This is a genomic window from Lachnospira multipara LB2003, from assembly GCF_000702205.1.
GTDB classification, from domain to species: domain Bacteria; phylum Bacillota; class Clostridia; order Lachnospirales; family Lachnospiraceae; genus Lachnospira; species Lachnospira multipara_A.
In genome coordinates this window covers 108,860-126,913 of record NZ_JNKW01000006.1, presented here as the reverse complement: position 1 = coordinate 126,913, position 18,054 = coordinate 108,860, and the positions used below count along the sequence as shown (strand labels likewise).

Below are 18,054 nucleotides of genomic sequence, written 5' to 3'. Positions count from 1 at the left end.
CATGCTGCTTCCGTGATATACAATAAGTTTATTCATAACTTTCAACTCCATTACAATTTTAATTATTTTGTTTTGATTATAAATCCACCTTCGTTTTTATAGATACATTTACCTAGGGAATCAAGATATTCTTTGTTCTCGTTATATCTTTCAGAAGCAAAGATGCAAATGTAATCAGGATTTTCTTCAGATATAAATTTAACTAAGTCTTCATGTGTTCCATAAGCAAAACTCTTTTTTGAATTAGTTAATGTTTGAAACCAAGCATTAGTTACTTCATCACCAACTGCTATTTTTTTTGAATCAGATATATTTTCATTTGCATAATTCATTAAGTCAATATACAACGGATTGAACATAGGAAAATTTTTATAGTAATTATAATTGAAAGCATATATATTTACAAAATTTTTTGCACTTATATTCATAATATTAGGATTATGCTCAGTAATTCTATCTTCTATTCTAAATACAACCATAGAAATTAATGCAATTGGTATGGCGATTGAGATACATATTAAGTCTAATCTATGTTTTTCTAATTCTAACACACCATAGAAAAATGCTAAAAAAGCTAAAAGCCATAGTACATTATATTCTTTGTAATAATAATATGCTGACATCTTTCCTTTCATACAAAGGATAAAAATAAATAGTGTAAATAACACATTTGTGATTATAAATGAACTTAACACATAGTGCTTTATTTTCTTTAAGCAAAAGGTTAAACCAACAAATGCTATAGGTAATAGCCATATAAAGTTGGAAAACAAATCAAAATAGCTTCCACCTTCGTTAGTTATTCCTCCGCCTGATGACGAAAGCTCAGAGAGGTTTTTATAAGAGTAATAAAGTCCTAGTATGCAGGGTATTATAAATATTTTTATTTCTTCTAAAGCTGTTTTTAGAAGAACCTTACTAGTTGGCTTAAATCGTTTCCATAAAACTGCAATGAACAATGATAAATATGTTACTGGAATTAGGAAAGTATAACATACAAATATACTATATAATGCTAAATTAAGTAATATTAGCCAGTTTAATGAACTATCATTTAGATATCTAGTTGCAATTAAAATTATAAATTCGATTAATATAATTGCTGATACATAATATGAGAATCCAAATTGCATTACATATAATGGGTATCCGCAAACGTACATGAAAAGTAAAATGTTGCCGATGATGTAATCTAGTGTGCTCTTCATTAAAGGTCGAATTATAGCATAAAAAACTAGTCCAAATAGCACTAAATCAAACAAACTCATAAGAGTAAATACTTTAGCCTGTCCCATAACTGTTGAGATGAAAGGATTAAAGAATAACATTGCTAAGCTATCGTTTAACGAATGAAAATACATGTTTAGCGCTATATCTCCAGAATTAACCGTAGTAAGAGCGAAGTCTAAATGTCTAGCTGCATCACTTGCTATGAAATGAAGCTGTAAATCTAGTCCAAAGTAATTTTTTATATAATGAAATAATAATATACCACCAATAACTATAGGAACTATATCCCAGAGTGAGTAACTATTATGTTGTATTCCTTTTTTCTTGATAGTAAATAATATATATAAGATAGGTATAAAGTAAGTAAGTCCAATTGTTATTAGAGAAATCTTAATAGAAAATAATTGGATTATACCTGTTGCAAAAGCATTCCAACATAAAATTGTCATTATCGCAATTGCAATGTTTTCAATTATGTTGATTTTCGTTTCTTTTCTTTTCCATAATAAAGCACAGATAAAAAATAACAGTAACATTACTGCATAAAAAACAGATTTTATCATAGTTTTATAATATGATTAGATATCTAATCATAATTCCCCTTTATAAATGTAGTATTGTAAACCCTCTCCAGGGTTGGCAATTTATATTAGTTAATGTATATCATATATAGTAAAAACGCAACTTTGACAATAATTGTTAAAGCTGCGTTTTTTAATACATTGTATTATTAGAACTTAAATGTATTCTCTAATGTATCCCACTTCTGATCCTTGTCAGATAAGTTAAGTGCTGTACCATCAGTAAGTGTGTAGCCTGTAGCTTCGCAGTTACCCTTGTATTCGCCAACAAGTTCTGGCCAATTGATACCGATTGCTGGATCGTTCCAAGCAAGACCGCCCTCATCACCTGGATGATAGAAGTCTGTTACCTTATAGCAGAATTCTGCTACGTCTGAAAGTACAAGGAAACCATGAGCAAATCCTTCTGAAATGTAGAACTGCTTCTTATTTTCCTCTGTAAGTTCAACACCATACCACTTACCGTATGTCTTACTATCCTTACGAAGGTCAACAGCAACGTCGAAAACCTTACCCTTAATTACTCTTACAAGCTTGCCCTGTGGGAATTCCTTCTGGAAGTGAAGACCACGAAGAACACCCTTAGTTGAGCATGACTGATTGTCCTGAACGAAAACCATATCAAGACCTTCTTCGTGCATATCGTTCTGATTGTATGTTTCCATGAAATAACCACGGTTGTCACCATGAACTGCTGGTGTGATTACGTGAAGACCTTCAATGCCACCAACATTTTTCTCTACCTTAATCTGTCCCATTATCTTACCTCTTTCTTAAATTTATTTTTGAAATAAACATAACGAGCTGTAATTCATTTGAATCATCAGCAAATATCCTATAACTGATCCTTAATCTCAGTTAAATATCTATGAACTGCATCCTGCCATGTTGGAAGTGGAGTAAAGCCAGCCTTAACAAGCTTAGACTTATCAAGTCTTGAGTTGAAAGGACGAGCAGCTTTGCTTAAACCATATTCTGCAGTTGTAACTGGATTAACCTCAACAGTTCTATCTACATAACCTTCAATGCCAAGTTCCTTAGCCTGCTTGTAGATTTCACATGTGAAGTCATACCATGAAATATATCCACCTTCATTTGTTGCATGATAGTAACCGTACTTGTCAGTTTCAACCATATCAACAAGGAGTCTTGATAAATCAAGTGTGTAAGTTGGAGTACCAATCTGATCTGCAACAACGCGAACAGAGTCATGTGTTTTACCAACATTTACCATAGTCTTAATAAAGTTCTTACCGTTAAGACCGAAAACCCAAGCGATACGTACGATAAAGTACTTATCAAGAGTTTCTGATACTGCAAGTTCGCCACCAAGCTTTGTTTCTCCGTAAACATTAAGAGGAGCATAATCCTTGCAATCAGCCTCCCAAGGTGTTTCACCCTGACCATTAAATACATAGTCAGTACTGATGTAAACCATCTTAGCATCAAGAGCCTTAGCGCAGTTAGCAATATTCTTAGTACCATCTACGTTAATAGCCTTAACTTTAGCCTGCTTATCTTCGTCTTCTGCAAGGTCAACAGCTGTCCAAGCAGCACAGTGAATAATTACATCAGGCTTAACTTCATTAAGAGTCTTAGATACAGCATCTGCATCTGTTATATCAAGAGGGCAGTAGCTTGCAGTAGTTACATAAGAACCGTCTGCAATACCTGAATATTTAGGAGCAATATCACTACCAATACCTTCGTAGCCCCTCTTAGCTAATTCGTTCATAACGTCGTGGCCTAACTGACCGCCAACACCTGTAACAAAAATCTTCATCTATTAGCTTCCTTTCAGTCGTTAATATTTTTAAAGCCCGGACTCTATTGCTAGAGCCAGGCTATTATTTTTTTATGAAAAATGTATCTTTACAAACTCTAATTATCTATTAGCGTACATCTTCTCATAGTAGTTCTGATATTCACCAGAAATGATTGTTTCCCACCATTCCTTGTTATCTAAGTACCACTTAATTGTCTTCTTGATACCATCTTCAAACTTAGTTTCTGGTAACCAGCCAAGTTCGTTGTGGATCTTAGTAGGGTCGATAGCGTAACGCATATCATGTCCCTTTCTATCTGTAACATGTGTAATAAGGCTTTCTGGCTTACCAAGTTCCTTACAAATAATCTTAACGATATCGATGTTCTTCATTTCGTTGTGACCACCAACGTTGTAAACTTCACCAACGCGACCTTTATGAATAATAAGGTCGATAGCGCGGCAGTGATCTTCAACATATAACCAGTCACGAACGTTAAGACCTTCACCATAAACTGGGAGTGGCTTATCATTTAATGCGTTAGCAATCATAAGAGGGATAAGCTTCTCTGGGAAGTGGTATGGTCCGTAGTTGTTAGAACATCTTGAAATAGATACAGGAAGTCCATAAGTTCTGTGGTAAGCGAGTACAAGTAAATCTGCAGCTGCCTTAGATGATGAATATGGGCTTGATGTATGAATTGGAGTTTCTTCTGTGAAGAATAGGTCAGGTCTATCAAGTGGAAGATCACCATAAACTTCATCAGTAGAAACCTGATGATATCTCTTAATACCGTATTTTCTACAAGCATCCATAAGAACTGCTGTACCCTTGATGTTAGTATCAAGGAATACTTCTGGGTTCTCGATAGAACGGTCAACATGAGATTCAGCAGCAAAGTTAACTACCATATCTGGATGTTCTTCTTCAAAAAGCTTATAAACAGCTTCTCTATCTGTAATTGATTCTTTTACGAATCTGAAGTTAGGGTTGTCCATAACTGGAGCAAGTGTAGATAAGTTACCAGCGTATGTTAAGCAATCTAAACATACGATTCTGTAATCTGGGTACTTATTTAACATATGAAAAACGAAATTAGAACCGATAAAACCGGCACCACCTGTAACGATAATAGTCATGAGTTTATTCTCCTTAATAATAATTTTATTAGTACGCGCCCAAGGGCGCGCACACTTACCTTAACTGGTCTAGGTACTTGCCGTCTAAGACGTCCTTTAAGTACTGACCGTACTGATTTTTCTTTAATACTTCATATACTTCTAATACATCATCCTTAGAAATCCAACCATTTAAGTAAGCGATTTCTTCAAGACAAGCAATCTTACGATGCTGATGTGTTTCAACAGTCTTAACGAAGTTAGTAGCATCTACTAAAGATTCATGTGTACCTGTATCAAGCCATGTGAAGCCCTGTCCTAAGAGCTCAACATTTAAGCTTTCATTCTCAAGGTAGATTCTATTTAAATCTGTAATTTCAAGTTCGCCTCTAGCTGATGGCTTAAGGCTTTTAGCATATTCAACAACCTTGTTGTCGTAGAAATATAAACCTGTTACACAGTAATTTGACTTTGGCTTAGCTGGCTTTTCTTCGATTGAAATAGCTTTGCCTTCGTTGTTAAATTCAACAATACCGAAACGTTCTGGATCATCAACATAGTAACCAAATACAGTTGCGCCCTTACCTTCTTCAGCATTCTTAACAGCTGCGTTAAGTCTCTTCTTAAGACCGTGACCAGCAAAAATGTTATCGCCAAGAACCATTGCTACAGTGTCATTTCCGATGAATTCTTCACCGATGATGAATGCCTGAGCAAGTCCGTCTGGACTTTCCTGAACTGCGTATGAGAGTTTAACACCAAACTGATGTCCATCTCCTAAAAGCTCCTTAAATCTTGGTGTATCCTGTGGTGTGGAAATGATAAGAATATCTCTGATGCCAGCGTTCATAAGAACTGACATAGGATAATAAATCATTGGCTTGTCATAAATTGGAAGTAACTGCTTAGAAGTTACCATTGTTAGTGGATAAAGACGTGTGCCTGAACCACCTGCTAAAATAATACCTTTCATAATTCCTCCATACTGTTATTGCCTTAGCAATTAACATAACTTATTGTAAGTCAAAAATAAATCCAACTTACTTAATGTTTATTAAGAATCTATTGTATTATATAGGGTTACGTAACGTAACCGTCAAGACTTTTCCTGTACTAAATTTAGTACATAAACTAAATATTCCCATTTTTTCTATAAAAAACAGAAGAATGTCTATTTAGTACATATGAAAATTCCAGATTCCTTGGTGATTTTAAAGCCAGACCCGATTTTGCTAGTAACAAAAGCCTTAAAATCAGAATACTTATCTAGAAGATATTCATTCTGATTTCCGTGGCAGGATAAAATATATTCAATGAGAGGTTCTGCGCTATCAACAAGAAGATAATCATCATAGAGCTTTTTCTCGATTTTCTTCCTATTGAAAAAATTCGACAAAATATCAGCTCCGTTATCAAGTCCAAAATTTTCATAAAGCTTGTCAGAACTTAGTCGAATTCTGTTATCAAAGCTAGTTACTAAATCAGAAATTTCCTTCATATGGTTAGAACCATAAGTACTACAAATTAGCTTTCCACCTGGTTTAAGTATTCTGTAGATTTCTGCAAGTGCATTTTTTTTCTTGGCCTTTAAATCAAGATAGAATAGCATATGGTTAGCGATGCACAAATCAAAGCTATTATCTTCAAAGGGAATGTTTGTGGCGTCGATTTTTTTAAAGTGCATGGAAGCTGAAAGCGTCTTCATATTTCGCTTGGCATCACGAAGCATACCGTTGGATACGTCGGACACAGTTATATCAGCACCAGCTGGAATTTTGGTTGTATTATTGGTCCAAAGTGCGCCATTACCACAACCTAGTTCTAATACCTTCATATCAGATTTTATCTTGCATTGTCTGTATATCCAAGGGAACCAACCTTCCTTATTTATAGAATAAAGGTTATGAAGTTTGATTCTTGCAGTGATGTTACTTGCATTAACATATTGGGACTTAAGGCTGGATTCCATATTGGTTAGGTGAATTAGATTTAGCATATGATCCCAGTTGACTTCGCCCCTAGAACGTATGGCAGCAGATGTTTCCTTAATAGCACCGGCTACAAGCTGCATCTGAGCAAGTTTATCTTCAATTAGACGGCTCTGTAATTCTAGGGAATTAAGAAGAATGTGGTAGTCGCTATCTCCGATGGTCATATTTTTAATTTCCTCTAGAGAGAAACCAAGGTATTTTAAAAGTATTATTTGCTGTAATCTTGCAAAATCGGCATCTGTGTAAAGCCTCGATCCATTTTCAATACGACTTGGTTTTAATAATCCTTTCTGATCGTAGAAACGAATTGTCCTAGTTGAAACATTAGCCATTTTGGCGAATTGTCCTGATGTATAGTATTTTTTATCTTCCATAATTATATCCTCGAAAAGTTTCATAAATTATATAAAAATATTGATTCTAACCATTAGTTTTAGTATACTACAGTAGTAATATTTTTACAAAAATATATACATAAGCGGAGGAAGAAAAATGAGTGATGCAAATGTAACTAAAGCACAAAAGTATTTAAATGCAATGTTTGGAGCAAATGAGTATTGGGAACACCTTGAAGAAAATGGATCCTAATGATGAACCACAAATAAATGTGTGTCTAATTCAATGTGCGTTGTTTTGTAAAGGATATTCAGCAGGAGGAATCACTGGAATATATTATAATTCTGGGGTTAAAGCAATTAAAGAAATGCAAAGCGATGCAGGGTTACCAGAAACTGGTGTGATTGATTGGAAAGTATGGTTTGGTTTATTATCATTAAATTGGTTCAAAAAGGTTAGCGGTGGAGATTCTAAGGTAGTTACGATACAGAGGCAGCTAAATAAAGATTGGTCAGATGTTATAGGTGTTGGACCATGTGATGGAATTATATCTAGACAGACTGCATTATCTTTAATTGGAGCATTACAGGCCGCAGAGGGAGTTACAAAAGAATTAATAATAAATTTAAATTCTTTAAATTTCGGACCAGCAACAACAGCTGCATTTCCAAAGGTATTACAGGAAGATCAGAATTCATCAAATTTAATTCCATACAATAAATTAGTTCAATATGGATTGTATTTTAATGGATATGATCCGGGTAGATTTGATGGTATATATGATTACTTAACAGCAAGAGAAGTAGAGGCATTTCAGGAATTTTATTGCCTTACAGATATAGGCTTGGTAAGTAAGGGTAAAGTCGATGTTTCAACAATGAAGTCCTTATTAACAAGTAAGGGGGATGTAAATCGAAAAGCGAAAGCATGTGATTGTGCCACTGTATTAAATAAACAGCAGGCTCTTGCAATAAAAAACGCTGGATATACACATGTTGGTAGATATTTAACAGGATATGTTGGAAAAGAGCATGTACCAAAGTATATGACACATGAAGAAGTAGTAAATATAGAAAATGCAGGATTATCAATATTTCCAATTTATCAAGATGGAGGATATTATCTAGATTATTTTAAAAAGCCATCACAAGGAAGTGTTGATGCAAAAACGGCAATACTTGCAGCGGAAAGAATAGGTATACCAAGGGGAACAACTATATATTTTGCTGTGGATTTCGATTGCTATGGATATCAAATAGATACATTTATAGTTCCTTATTTTAAGCAGATAAAATTATGTTTTAATAGTTCTCAAAATAAGAAGAATTATAGAATAGGAATATATGCACCTAGATTTGTGTGTACAAAGGTTTCAGCACTAGGCTTAGCTGACAAATCTTTTGTTTCGGATATGTCAACTGGATTTAGTTGTAATCTAGGATATAGAATTCCTGAGAATTGGGCTTTTGATCAATTTCATACAATAGAATCATTTGAGGCACAACCTACCTTTCCAATAGATAAGGATGCAATGTCAGGAAGAGATGAGGGCTTTAGTAAATTTGATAATGTTGAAGAAAAAAATGCTGAAGAATTAAAAGAAGAGAATCTTCAAGCAAAGATGGAAATCGCAAGAAATCAATTTGTTTACGATGTAATGTCTCCATTAGGATATTTAGACACAATAATGGATGTTGGCATTGAATATGATAAAGAAATTTCGTTGTTTCATGTAGTAAGCCCTGAGGTGGAGATAGAAGTAACAACAGTGATTTCTACATCAGTTAATACAGATACAGATAAAGCGTATAGTATTAACGTTGGGATAGGAAATGATGGAAAATTAACACAAACTTGTCAGAACGAAATAATGGCTATATCAAGCAATTTAGTTAATTCTAATATTGAGGAAACAGATAAAGTTGAAGATATGCTAAAAGAAGTAGCATTTTCAGTAAAAAGTGGTAATATTACGTTTGAGGTAAGTAATGTAACGCCTCTAAGTGCTGAATTTACACTTACAGTAAGTTCTCCGGATTTATTACCAGAAGAAGATGTTGAATGTGGCATATCGGTTGCTTTAAAATTTAAAATATCACTGGATCCGAATAAGAAGAATAGGTTTAATGAAGAATCGGTAATTATGGTAGATGAAAATGTGGTGGCTACAGCTGTAGCAGTTGTTGTTGCATGTGCAATAGTGATTGGTGGTTTAGTGTTAATACTTAAAGCTTTTACAATAGGGGTTCCATTACTAATAGGAATAATATGTGCGGGAGCATAAAGATAATAGAGAGGAATGAAGAATATGATTATAGATGAGAGAGTTTCGGATTATGAAAGAATAGAGGTAGAAAAGTTACTTTTATTAGAGGATATGATACCATTTTGTACTCGTAAAACAAGGAAATTTATAAAGAGAGTGATTTATATATTGACTCCAATATTATTTTTATTATCTTTTTTATTATCTTTATTATTGTGCTTCTATAAAGACTATTCTATGGCAATATTAGGCTTTGTAGCTTGCCTTTATATTTTTATAATACAAATACTGTATAAAGTAAGAGTTGAAAAAAAAGAAAAAAATATACATAATTTTGCTTGGAATAATCTATCTTATAGTAAAATTGAAGTGACAGATGATGCTGTTATGGGAGATGGAGTTTCTGTTATTGATTTTAAAATAATAGAAATGGTTATTAAGTATCATAATATATTCTTTTTTTTGACGGATAGGGATATTATAGGTGCTGTTAAAATAGGAGAAAAACAAGCTCTAGAATTTATAGATATTTTAAATAAAAAGAATATTTTATTTGAAGAGAAAAATGAACCGTTTAATTTTAATAAGTATTTAAAGAAGAAAAAATAGTTTAAAGCTATAGGCTAAATAAGATTTAATCTTATTAGTCTATAGCTTTTACTGTATAAAATTTAGCATATTTATATATAAGTGTTATAATTTATAAATGTGTAAAGTGTATACTTACAAAATATATACATAAGTGGAGGTGGAATATGATTTTAGAAGATAGACTGACGGATTCTGATAGGGTAGAATTGGAAAAAATTTTTAGCGTAGAAAATCTTATTCCTGAAAAGGTTGGGCTAACAAAAACGAGAAATCTAGGAAAGCTTACTTATATTGGTTTACCGATTTCTTTTATATTTTCAATTTTGATTTATCGTTTAGGTTTTCATATTTTATCTATACTTTGTATAATTACAATGTTTTCATATTTAATATTATACATAGCATATATATATTTAAAACAAAAATTTGAAAAAAACTTAATAAAATAATTTGGCAAAAATCAACATGTAGTAAAAGAGAAATAGTTAATGACGAAATTTTAGATGATGGCGAATGTATTTTGAAACTAAGAGAAGTTAATCATGTGATTAAGTATCATGAGTTGTTTTTCTTTTTTATTGTTGATAATAATGTTAGAGTGTTAAAAATAGGAGAAGAACAAGCTCCTATATTTATAGGTATTTTAAATAGAAAGCACATTTCATTTGAAGAGAAAGATGGACTATTTAATATTTATAAGTATTTAAAGAGGAAAAAATAGTTTAAAGCTATAGGCTAAATAAGATTAAATCTTATTAGTCTATAGTTTTTTCTGTATAAAATTTAGCGAAGAAAGTAAGGAGCCTTAGCTATAGTATCCAAATAATTGACTTATATATCATAAATGGTAAAATAAGGAAGTCTGCACTTTGTGGATGAAATAAAAATCAATTAAAAGGAAAGCTCTAGGGCTTTCTAAAAGCTATTATGAATAAGAAAGGCAGCCAATTAGTTTTGGCTTAGTAGGATTATGGAAAAGAAGGATAAGGACATTTTTGATAGAATAATGTCAGCTAAGATTTGGGGACCACTTGGCCCATTTTATTTTAAGAATAAGGAAGTTTTACTTTATTTGTTCTTTGGTGGATTAACAACAGTTGTGAGCATTGCCAGTTATTATGTGGCTTATAAGATATGCGGAATTAATGTTTTAATTGCCAATATTATTTCATGGATTTTTGCTGTAACATTTGCATATATCACTAATAAAATTTGGGTTTTTGATTCAAAGGCTAAGGGCGCTAAGGCTGTGTTAGCTGAGATGGTAAAGTTTTATACAGGTCGTCTTGCAACATTAGTAGTTGAAGAGGCTATAATTCTAGTGTTTGATACATTGCTTCATTTCAATTCAATGATTGTAAAATTAGTGGCTCAGATTATTATTATCGTGTTAAACTATGTTATAAGCAAGATTTTTGTGTTTAAGAAGAACTAAATATAGCAAATTTAATCTAGTGTATTAGATTCGCTTTTTAAAGGAACGAAGGGTCCGGGAGGATTTAAAATGAGAATAGCGGTAGATGCAAGAACTCTAGGTTCAAGACCTAGTGGCGTAGGAATGTATCTTAACGATTTTTTATTAGAACTAATTAAATACCCAGAATTTGAGTGGATATTACTTACAGATGTGGCACAAAGCGATAATATAAAGCATTTTGAAGAGCAGGGGATCAGGGTGCTTAAGATGGGAAAGCAGGTTTATAGAAGTGCTGGAGTTTACAACTATTTTACTTGGATAAAGCTTGTGTTAGATGAAATAAAGCCAGATATTTTCTGGGAAGTTAATACTAATATTCCAATTAGACCAAAGGGAAATTTTAAAGTTATGATTACAATTCATGATATGTTCCCGATTGATTACGTGGAATATTTTGGAAAAATCTATAGTATTTATTTTAAACATTATTTAAAGAAGACATTGAAATTTACGGACATGATTCTCTATAACTCAGAGCAAACTAGAAAAACTACAGAGAGAATTTTCCCTGAAGCTAGAAAAATTGCATGCTGTAATGGATATATTATTTCTAATCCATTAAAAAAGAAACCAGTAATTAAGGATGAAGGTTATTTTCTTTATGTTGGAAATATGGAGAAGAGAAAGGGCGTTGACCTTCTACTTAAAAGTTATGTGCGATATAAGGAGAAGGGCGGTAAAAAGCCACTTATTTTAGCAGGTAAGATGCAGGAAGACGATATTGCAGACCTTCTTAAAGAGACAAAAAGAAAGGTTGATGGAATAACATATCTTAATTATGTTAAGCCAGCTAAGAAAGAGGAATTGTATAGTAAATGTAGCTGTTACCTTTTCCCATCTAAAGCCGAGGGCTTTGGTATGCCGGTACTTGAATTAATGAAGTTTAACAAGCCTATTATAGTGAGTAATTTACCTATTTTTGATGAAATAGTTGGTGACTGCGTTAATAGATTTGAATTAAACACTACAGAGAAAGGTCAAATTGAGAATTTATCAGATGCTATGTTAGATTACAATTCTATGGTGGATTCTAGAGAATACAAAAAAGTATTAGCAAGATATTCGCCAGATAAATTAGGATTGGTTGTATCTGAGTTTATCGAGATTTGTACAGGTATGGTAAAGATTACAGATACTAGGAAATAAAGAGTGGAATAAATAGTTTAAAGCTATAGGCTAAATAAGATTTAATCTTATTAGTCTATAGCTTTTTCTATAATTAATTATGTGGTTAAAAAATCCATAATATGATATGATATCAGATGTTTTGATGGTAAACATTAACTCAGTCGGAGTACAAGCTCCGACTGAGTTAAACGCTCCGCGAGGATGCGCACGGATTCGGACAGGAATTTGTCTGCTGAATCAGACCCGAATCCGGCGCGCAAGACTCGCGAGCGAGTCTTGACATAATGAGTTGATCATAAATAGTAGGAGAGAAATATGAGCTTAGAAAGTATGATTTTAAAGCTTGGAGAAGGCCTTAGACCAGTTGTTACAAAGGTTGTTCCAATGAAGGTTTTAAGTAGAATGAAAGCATCGGTTGTTAATAAAGCCAGTGCCAACGTGGCAGCAGAAGGCTTTTTACCATATGAACCAGAAAGCTTTCCTTATGGAGTTAATTTAGTAGGTAATATTAAAGGAGATAATGGCCTTGGTCAGAGCGCAAGAATAGCAGCAAAGCTATTAAAGACTGGGGAGATTCCTTATGTCATTAGGGATTTTTTTGTTCCACCAGGAGGATCAAGAACTAATACAGAGTATGCAAGCGAAGTAATTAATGAAGATGGAAAAAATGGCGGTAAGGTAAGTCTAGATAAGATGCCTTACGGAATTAATTTAATAGATGTTAACGCATCAGAATTTACCTTAGCTTATATGAATATGGGTAAAGAAATGTGGGACAGACACTATAATATAGGTTTTTGGGCTTGGGAAGTGGAAGATTTTCCAGAGGAATGGTTGCCAGCCTTTAACTTAGTTGATGAAGTTTGGACACCATCAGAATTCGTATCAAATGTCCTTAGAAAATATACTGATAAACCAGTTATGACAGTGCCTCATTGTATTGAGCTAAAGACAGATAGTAACTGTGATAGAAAGTACTTTGGCCTACCTGAAGATAAGTTCTTATTTATGGTAAGTTTTTCTAGCGGCAGTGTAATGGAGCGAAAGAATCCTCTTGCTGCAATTAAGGCATTTAAAGAGGCTTTTTTAACTAATGAAACAGAAGATACTGCTAATGGGCATTATGGGAATATTATTGATGCACAGATTAGAGAGGCGATTAAGGAAGGTACTGTACTTGGTGGCAAGTCAAATTCTTATAATGGAGTTGGGCTTGTAATTAAGATTAGTGAACCTGAATTATCTGAAAAAGACGCAGATATACTTGCATCAGTGCTTACTAAAGAAGAACAGGAGAACGTGTATATTATTAAGGGCACATCTGGTAAGGAAGAGATGAATTCATTAATTGAGTGTGTAGATGCATATGTTTCTCTTCATAGAGCTGAAGGTTTTGGCCTTGTTATGGCTGAAGCTATGTATCTTGGCACACCAACAATTGCTACTAACTGGTCTGGTAATGTGGAATTTATGAATCCAGATGTTGCTTGTATGGTTGATGCTAAGCTTATTGAACTTGATAGAGACCTAGATCCATTTAAGAAGGGATATAAGTGGGCCGATGCTAATGTGAATCAGGCAGCAGCTTATATGAAAAAATTAGTTTATGACAAGGCTTATTACAATCGAATTAAGGATAATGCCTATGCTTATGCAAGAGAGCACATTTCTTATGGCAATGTTAGTAAATTGGTTAGGAAAAGAATTGATGAGATTTCAGCTAATAAGCAGTAAAAGATAAAGTAAAAATAAAAGGTGGAAGAAGATGGAAGAGAAGAAAGCAAAGATTAGGGCGCTAGTTTTATCTGTGATTTTTGTTATGGGATTAGTTGTATTAGTGGGGCTTTGCGATTTTTGCCTTGCTAGACAGGGTTATGTTCATGACATCTTAGAAGTTGTTCATAATGGTTATGAGAAGGAATCTTTAGTTGAACAAAATGGACAAGAAGAATTGGATAACACTAATCCAACAGGTTATGATACTTTAATCCTTGGAGCAAGTCACGGTAGAAGTGCCATAAATCCTAAATATATAGACGAGGCTCTTAATTGCAAATGCCTTAATTTATGCATTCCAGGAGAGACTGTTAAGGATTCATACTATTTGCTATTAGAGGCTCTAAAGACTAATGATGTTAAGAGAGTAATAATTGACGCAGATTATCAATATTATTTGGGAGATCAGGCAGAAGGCCAATTTGAAGAAGCTTTTATTTATAATCAGTTATCATGGACATCTTCTACAAAGTGGAAGTATCTTTTTGAAAATGTGAATAAGCTTGATTTTAGAAATGCAATTTCTAAAAGAGATGTTTACACACATTCTCCAAGTGAGATTAAGGATAATATAATTAAAAAAGTATCTGATGATTGCAATATTTATAAGCTACAGGTACAGGATAGCGGCGGACCATATAAGGGCAATGGATTTTTCTATAGAGAAAAAACGAGCAGTTTTTATAGTGGATACATGGATGGACATGCGTTTTGCTATGATGACCAAGTAGATGATATGCCAGCTAAGTATTTTGATAAGATTAAAGAAATTTGTGATAAAAAGGGAATTACAATATGTGCAGTTACATCGCCTATTCCTAAGAAGTCATGTGTTGAAGTCCATATGGATAAGATAAATCAGACAATGTCAGATTTTTTCAACAAGGAAGATGTAGTGTACTTGAATTTTAATGACATTGAGGAAGATAAACTTAATACAGATTACTCTAATTATGTAGATGCAGAGGGCCATATGTGTGGAGAGTTAGCAGAGGTCTATTCTAAATTGTTAAGTGAAAAATTAGCAGAATTATATAGCTAATTTATTTATGACTTTAGAATATAGAGCATTAGAGTTACTAATTAAGAAGGTGAAACAATGAATGAGGAAGAGTTAGAAAAAGATAGTAAAAAAGAAACAGGTATAAGACTATATATAAGATCTGTAATTTTTTTATTAGGTTTGGGATTGTTTATATGGATTTGTAATTTTTCATTGATAGGGGAAAGTTATGTAAAAGACATGCTTGCCGTTGTTCATAGAGGTTATGACCTTAATGAAGATGGGACTAAGATGGGAGATGAAGTTGGGTTCGATACTGTTATTCTTGGTGGAAGTCATGGAAGAAGTGCGATTGATCCAAAAGTTGTAGACGAGGTTCTAGATACTAATTCTGTGAATTTATGCATTCCTGGTGAAACGGTGAAGGATTCGTATTATTTGCTATTAGAGGCAGCCAAAACTAATGATATTAAAAGAGTTATTTTAGATGTGGATTATCAATATTATTTAGGTGATCAGACAGGTGCAGGCTTTGATAGAGCCTTTATCTACTATCAGCTGCCATGGAATTCATATGTAAAATGGAAATATATGATAGAAGATTCGAATACATTGGATGTTCGAAATGCAATTTCAATGAGAAATAATTATAAGTTTTCACCTGATTATATAAGGGATAATGTTAAATACAAATTAACAGTTAATAATAACCGTAATATTCATAAGTTAAGAGAAGCGAATGGTCAGGGACCATACATGGGAAAGGGCTTTTATTATATACCTCATTTTCCTTTTAATGAAAATTTCGGGGATTGTCATACTTATGATTTTGATAAAAAAGTTCATAAGGTTCCAAGAAAGAACTTTGAAAAAATCAAAAAGTTTTGTGATGACAATGGAATAGAACTTATTTGCGCCTATGCGCCAATTCCTAATGAATCAAGAGCTAGAATAGATATAAATAAGGTACACGAGACGATGTCGAATTTTTTCAAAGAATATAATGCCAATTTTATAGACTTTAATATGCTTGATTCAAGTATACTTGATTGTTCAAAGGATGGATATTTAGACGCAGAAGGGCATATGTGTGGAGAATTTGCAGATAAGTATTCGCTAGTTTTATCGAATAGTATTAAGAGTTTACAAGTAGAAACTTGTGAAGAATTAACTGATGAGATATATGGAAAGGTGAATTAGTTATGTCATTTTTAAAGATTTCTTTTTTCCTATTTATGTTAGTAGGATTGATTGTTTATTATATATTTCCTAAGAAGCTACAATGGTTTTGGCTTCTTGTATTAAGCTTTATTTATTACTTTAGTTTTAGTGTTAAGTGTAGTTTGGCATTAGTTTATATAACAACAATAATTTACTTTGCAGGACGTGTTATAGAAAGTCTTGAATGCAGACGTAAGAAAGAAATAAAGCCAGAAGGACCTAAGTTAACTAAGGAAGAGAAGAAGTTAATCAAGGAAAAATACACAAGAAAGAAAAAGGGTGTTGTGGCACTTGCTTGTGTTTTTGCCTTTGGATTACTTGCTGTAATTAAGTATTCTGATTTTGGTATTACAAATTTTAATAGAATTTTTGGGACAGATTTTATTAGTCCTAAATTTATACTTCCTATTGGATTGTCTTTCTTTACATTCCAAGGTGTTAGCTACGTAATTGATGTATATCAGGGAAAATGCAGTGCAGAGCATAATTTCTTTAAGATGCTTTTATTTGTGTCATTCTTCCCACAGATTATGCAAGGTCCTATTGGAAGATATAATCACTTTGTTGAGGGTGGTTTATTTAGTCAGCACAAGTGGGATTTAAGAAGAGCTCAGTTTGGAGCACAACGTATTGCCTGGGGCTTGTTTAAGAAACTTGTAATGGCAGATAGAGCAGGAGTAGTGGTAAGTACAGTAACAGCTAATGTGGCTAATTATTCAGGCTTTACTAATATATTTACTCTTCTTATGTACTCAATTCAGTTATATATGGACTTCTCAGGTGGAATTGATATTGTAATTGGTGCAGCTCAGATGTTTGGTGTAACAATGGATGAGAACTTCCGTCAGCCATACTTTAGTAAGTCTATTGGAGAATTCTGGAGAAGATGGCATATTTCTCTTGGTGCTTGGATGAAGGACTATATTTTCTACCCATTCTCTCTAACTAAGGCAATGAATAACTTAGGTAAGTGGGGCAGAAAGCACTTTGGTAAGCATTTTGGAACAGTTCTTCCTATTTGCCTTGCTAATTTACTTATTTTCTTTATTGTTGGTGTATGGCACGGCGCAGAATGGAGATATATAGCATATGGTGTTTACAATGGCGTAATTATTGCAGTTTCTGCAGCTCTTAAGCCATATTTTAAGAAGGCACTAGAATTATGTCATATTAATTCAAATGGTAAATTCTGGGCAGGTTTTTCTATGCTTAGAACTTTTATCTTAGTAAATATTGGATGGATTTTTGATATATGTGCAGGTGGCATGGGTGATTGTGTCCTCTTCTTTAAGGGATTATTTAGAGGTTATTCTATAAGTCAGCTAACTAGTCTAAATCTTACAAGCCTTGGACTTGCTATGTATGACTATGCTATACTTTTCTTTGGCTGCTTAATTGTGCTTTATGTAAGTATTAGAAAAGAGCTTGGAGTATCAATTAGGGAAAGCATATCAGCTAAACCACTCGTAATACGTTGGGCAGTATATTATGTGGTATTTGCAATTATTCTTGTGCTTGGATACATCGGTAATTGTTGTGGCTTTATGTATGCAATGTTTTAGGAGAAGAG

Annotated in this window: 16 protein-coding genes; 10 read left to right on the top strand and 6 right to left on the bottom strand. The window is 33.2% G+C overall.

From position 1 onward, the window contains the following. Positions 1-62: 62 nt before the first annotated feature. The 6 genes from T537_RS0105255 to T537_RS0105230 all read right to left on the bottom strand — a co-directional run bounded on the left by T537_RS0105255 (position 63) and on the right by T537_RS0105230 (position 7,060). Positions 63-1,679, bottom strand: coding sequence for a hypothetical protein (locus T537_RS0105255; protein ID WP_155895238.1), 1,617 nt, complete (start codon positions 1,677-1,679; stop codon positions 63-65). Positions 1,680-1,960: 281 nt separating this feature from the next. After that, entirely contained in the window at positions 1,961-2,569 is a 609-nt protein-coding gene (rfbC, locus tag T537_RS0105250) for a dTDP-4-dehydrorhamnose 3,5-epimerase (RefSeq protein WP_031556618.1), read from the bottom strand. Positions 2,570-2,646: 77 nt separating this feature from the next. After that, positions 2,647-3,594 carry a dTDP-4-dehydrorhamnose reductase gene (rfbD, locus tag T537_RS0105245; protein WP_031556617.1) on the bottom strand — a complete coding sequence of 316 codons (948 nt, stop codon included), beginning with the start codon at positions 3,592-3,594 and terminating at the stop codon, positions 2,647-2,649. Between the two features lie 102 nt (positions 3,595-3,696). Beyond that, positions 3,697-4,716, bottom strand: coding sequence for a dTDP-glucose 4,6-dehydratase (gene rfbB / locus T537_RS0105240; protein WP_027431482.1), 1,020 nt, complete (start codon positions 4,714-4,716; stop codon positions 3,697-3,699). A 55-nt stretch (positions 4,717-4,771) separates the two neighbouring features. Next, positions 4,772-5,668, bottom strand: coding sequence for a glucose-1-phosphate thymidylyltransferase RfbA (gene rfbA / locus T537_RS0105235; RefSeq protein ID WP_027437218.1), 897 nt, complete (start codon positions 5,666-5,668; stop codon positions 4,772-4,774). A 198-nt stretch (positions 5,669-5,866) separates the two neighbouring features. Next, on the bottom strand, positions 5,867-7,060 hold the full coding sequence (locus tag T537_RS0105230) for a MerR family transcriptional regulator (protein ID WP_031556616.1): 1,194 nt from the start codon (positions 7,058-7,060) through the stop codon (positions 5,867-5,869). Positions 7,061-7,263: 203 nt separating this feature from the next. Here T537_RS0105230 and T537_RS11990 point away from each other — a divergent pair, with 203 nt between their 5' ends. From T537_RS11990 to T537_RS0105175, 10 genes are all read left to right on the top strand, one after another. Then, entirely contained in the window at positions 7,264-9,306 is a 2,043-nt protein-coding gene (locus T537_RS11990) for a glycoside hydrolase domain-containing protein (RefSeq protein ID WP_242839164.1), read from the top strand. Between the two features lie 24 nt (positions 9,307-9,330). Further along, positions 9,331-9,897, top strand: a complete 567-nt coding sequence (locus T537_RS0105220) for a hypothetical protein (protein WP_031556615.1) — start codon at positions 9,331-9,333, stop codon at positions 9,895-9,897. Positions 9,898-10,043: 146 nt separating this feature from the next. Beyond that, positions 10,044-10,328, top strand: a complete 285-nt coding sequence (locus tag T537_RS0105215; RefSeq protein WP_031556614.1) for a hypothetical protein — start codon at positions 10,044-10,046, stop codon at positions 10,326-10,328. A gap of 71 nt (positions 10,329-10,399) precedes the next feature. Further along, positions 10,400-10,600 carry a hypothetical protein gene (locus tag T537_RS12845; RefSeq protein ID WP_155895237.1) on the top strand — a complete coding sequence of 67 codons (201 nt, stop codon included), beginning with the start codon at positions 10,400-10,402 and terminating at the stop codon, positions 10,598-10,600. 249 nt (positions 10,601-10,849) lie between these two features. Further along, entirely contained in the window at positions 10,850-11,314 is a 465-nt protein-coding gene (locus tag T537_RS0105205) for a GtrA family protein (protein WP_027437215.1), read from the top strand. A 69-nt stretch (positions 11,315-11,383) separates the two neighbouring features. Then, a complete protein-coding gene (locus T537_RS0105200) occupies positions 11,384-12,502 on the top strand; it encodes a glycosyltransferase family 4 protein (RefSeq protein WP_051554890.1) in 1,119 nt (372 codons plus the stop codon). 297 nt (positions 12,503-12,799) lie between these two features. Next, the gene (locus T537_RS11985) at positions 12,800-14,218 is read left to right on the top strand and encodes a glycosyltransferase family 4 protein (RefSeq protein WP_034244277.1); all 1,419 of its coding nucleotides are present in this window, start codon (positions 12,800-12,802) and stop codon (positions 14,216-14,218) included. 31 nt (positions 14,219-14,249) lie between these two features. Then, on the top strand, positions 14,250-15,302 hold the full coding sequence (locus T537_RS0105185; protein WP_031556612.1) for a hypothetical protein: 1,053 nt from the start codon (positions 14,250-14,252) through the stop codon (positions 15,300-15,302). Between the two features lie 57 nt (positions 15,303-15,359). Beyond that, complete coding sequence (locus tag T537_RS0105180) at positions 15,360-16,463, top strand: hypothetical protein (RefSeq protein WP_027437212.1); 1,104 nt, start codon at positions 15,360-15,362, stop codon at positions 16,461-16,463. Between the two features lie 2 nt (positions 16,464-16,465). Further along, positions 16,466-18,046 carry an MBOAT family O-acyltransferase gene (locus tag T537_RS0105175; protein WP_031556611.1) on the top strand — a complete coding sequence of 527 codons (1,581 nt, stop codon included), beginning with the start codon at positions 16,466-16,468 and terminating at the stop codon, positions 18,044-18,046. Positions 18,047-18,054: the final 8 nt, after the last annotated feature.